Source organism: Microcystis sp. LE19-131.1A (assembly GCF_027532015.1).
Classification (GTDB): Bacteria; Cyanobacteriota; Cyanobacteriia; order Cyanobacteriales; family Microcystaceae; genus Microcystis; species Microcystis ichthyoblabe_A.
Genome location: NZ_JAPZSS010000279.1, coordinates 1 through 2792 on the forward strand (window position 1 = coordinate 1; position 2792 = coordinate 2792).

A 2792-nucleotide genomic window follows, 5' to 3' on the forward strand; every position below is an offset into this window, starting at 1 on the left:
CTCCAAGCAGTGTCATAACTGATCCCTTTTTTCTTAGCATAATCTGATAGTTTTATATGAACTGCAACGTAAACTTGTACTAACCATATTAGCAGTTGTTTGCAGTCATTTGCATATATTTTTTACAAAACTTTACAATACTAAATCCGTTGAGTATATGCTACCTATCAGGATAGGCAATAGGCACTCTTGCAATAGGCAGCTTTATTCTCCCCACTTCCCCACACCCCACACCCCACACCCCACTTCCCCACACCCTACACCCTACACATAATTACTGAGGAACCATTGGGTATTAAAAGCTCGATCGCAGGATATTTCTAGTAATCTTATGCCTGATTCCGGTAAAACTGCGATTTTTTGCTGAAAATCAGTCCAATCACTGATTAAATGGTAATCAATACCGTAGGTGTGACAGAGTTGGCAAAAGTCAATATTTTGGGGAGTGGCAAAAAATTCTTCAAAGGGGGGGTCAAATTTGGCGATCGGCAACATCTGGAAAATGCCTCCCCCCTTGTTATTGATTAAAATTATGGTCAAGGAGCCAACAAAATATTTTTTGATTAAAAAACCATTTGTGTCGTGTAATAGGGCTAAATCTCCCGTTAATAGCAGACTAGGGACATTTTTATAAGCTATTCCTATAGCAGTGGAGAGGTTGCCGTCGATGCCATTGGCCCCGCGATTAAAATAGGGACGAATTTGGCGATCGCTAGGCGGGTTAAAAAATTCGGCATAGCGAACAGGCATACTATTAGAGATAAAGATCGGGGTGCGGGGGGGGAGGTATTGGGAGAGCAGCCAGGAGATTTTTCCTTCAATCAGTTTAGTTTCTGCTGCCAAAAGGCGATCGATTTTAAATCTAGCTTGCTGGTCGAATTTTTGCCATAATTCTCGATATTCTCGGTTATTATCGGGTTTTTCTGGGAATAGATGCCCTAATTGCTCGATATTTCCCCTGAGATGTCCGGTTTTTCCCTGTAGAGGATCGTAATTATCGGGATGGGGATCGATAATCCAGCGCGGACAGTCGATTTCTTCTAACCATGTCCGTAATTCTTTGCTGGTGGGTAATTCCCCAATTTGCAGGACAACATCGGGGGTTAATTGGGTTTTAATGGCAGCATTCCGCAATAATAAATCATAGGTAGTGATCAGATGGGGATTTAACCCTGCATAGTTTCGCAGAGGAGATAAAGCTTCCGCTAAGACGGGATATTGTTGCGATCGGGCTAAATTAGCGATCGCCTGACAGTAACTTTCGGGGTTTTGCGGGGAAGCTAATCCCGCGATGATAATTCCTTGGGGGGGTAAAGAAGGAATTTCGAGAATTGAGTGGTTAATGGGGATATTTTGCCGAGATATATGGCTAAAAAAAGCCTCTTGGTCAAAATTAGCCTCTAAATTGTTAATTTCTAGATCGGGAGTTGGTGCGAGGGGATCCCGAAATGGTAAGTTCAGATGCACCACTCCGGGGACAGGATCGAGACAGCGCAACCACCCATGGATGATAGTTTGACGGAGATAGCGTAAACGCTCGATATTGGCACTAGGACAGCTAATTTCCGCTTGCCAGTTGGGATAATTACCGTAGAGTTTGACTTGATCGATAGTCTGACCGGCGTGAGCATGACGCAATTCTGGGGGGCGATCGGCGGTTAGAATTAATAAAGGGACATGACTTTCTTTTGCTTCAATGACTGCGGGATAAAAATTAGCCGTGGCGGTCCCGGAAGTGCAGACTAGAACCACCGGTTGATATAATTGTTTGGCTAATCCCAGGGCAAAAAAAGCGGCCGAGCGCTCGTCTAAGATGGGAATAGCTTCAATCTGGGGATGTCTTGCCAAGGCTATCGTTAAAGGAGTTGATCGCGATCCGGGAGAAACCACCCCTATCTTCAATCCCAAACGGGCCAATGTTTCGACTAAAATAGAACCCCAAAGTGTATTAAGATTGCGAAAATCGATCGACATTTATCAGTTCAGTGCAAAGGTTAGGGGACAATCAGTTAAAGAGTCTATTAATAAATTTAACATTGGCCGGAACTGGCCAAGAATAAGTTATTCCTGAGTCAGGGATCCGGGTTAACTTCGCCAATTCAAAAATGAAACGCATCAACCTCAAGAGTTGACAAAGAAAGGCTCATCAGGTACTGTCTGATCATTAACAAACACAAATCAGACCCAAAAATGAGCCGAAAACATCTTAACATAGAACAAAGAAACTTGCTCTACCAACTTAGTCAGGAGGGGAATTTATCTCAACGGCAAATGGCCGTCTGGCTCGGATGTTATCAAAGCACGATATCACGAGAATTAAGAAGGAATCAAAGTTCCCTAGGCTGCTATCTACCTGACACCGCACAAGCTGAAAGCGAGACGCGCCGAAAAAATGCCAAACAACCCTTTAAAAATATCAGCGAGTCAGCCTTAGAGTTGGTAAAAGAAGGATTGAAAAATTATCATAGTCTCGAACAAATAGCAGGTCGTCTGAAAAAAGCTGGTCAAGAATCGCTAAGTCATGAAACTATCTATCAAATGATCTATCAAAACTACCCTTGACTGTGGAAAGTATCAAGAGTGCCTACGTCAAGGACGAGGAAAAAGAAAGAGTCGAAATGGAGCAAAAAGTAAGCGTGGAGGGATGACCTGGCGTGTAGATATCAGCGAGCGACCAGCAATTGCTGACCAGAAAACTGAAATCGGTCATTGGGAAAGTGACACAATGATTGGAGGCAATCATCTAGGAGTTCTTGTTACATATATGGACAAAGCCTCGAAATTTTTAGTAG

Annotated in this window: 1 protein-coding gene and 1 pseudogene; one reads left to right on the plus strand and one right to left on the minus strand. The window is 43.2% G+C overall.

From position 1 onward, the window contains the following. Window positions 1–264: 264 nt before the first annotated feature. Window positions 265–1974, minus strand: a complete 1710-nt coding sequence (gene menD / locus O9323_RS19845; RefSeq protein WP_288125626.1) for a 2-succinyl-5-enolpyruvyl-6-hydroxy-3-cyclohexene-1-carboxylic-acid synthase — start codon at window positions 1972–1974, stop codon at window positions 265–267. Between the two features lie 216 nt (window positions 1975–2190). Between menD and O9323_RS19850 the strand changes: the two are divergent. Further along, window positions 2191–2792 (plus strand): annotated as a pseudogene (locus O9323_RS19850) (IS30 family transposase); the annotation flags it as partial.

What these genes read in the sequence shown, in the direction of transcription:
- menD (WP_288125626.1), bottom strand. Translation starts at nt 1,974, where the DNA reads ATGTCGATCGATTTTCGCAATCTTAATACACTTTGGGGTTCTATTTTA.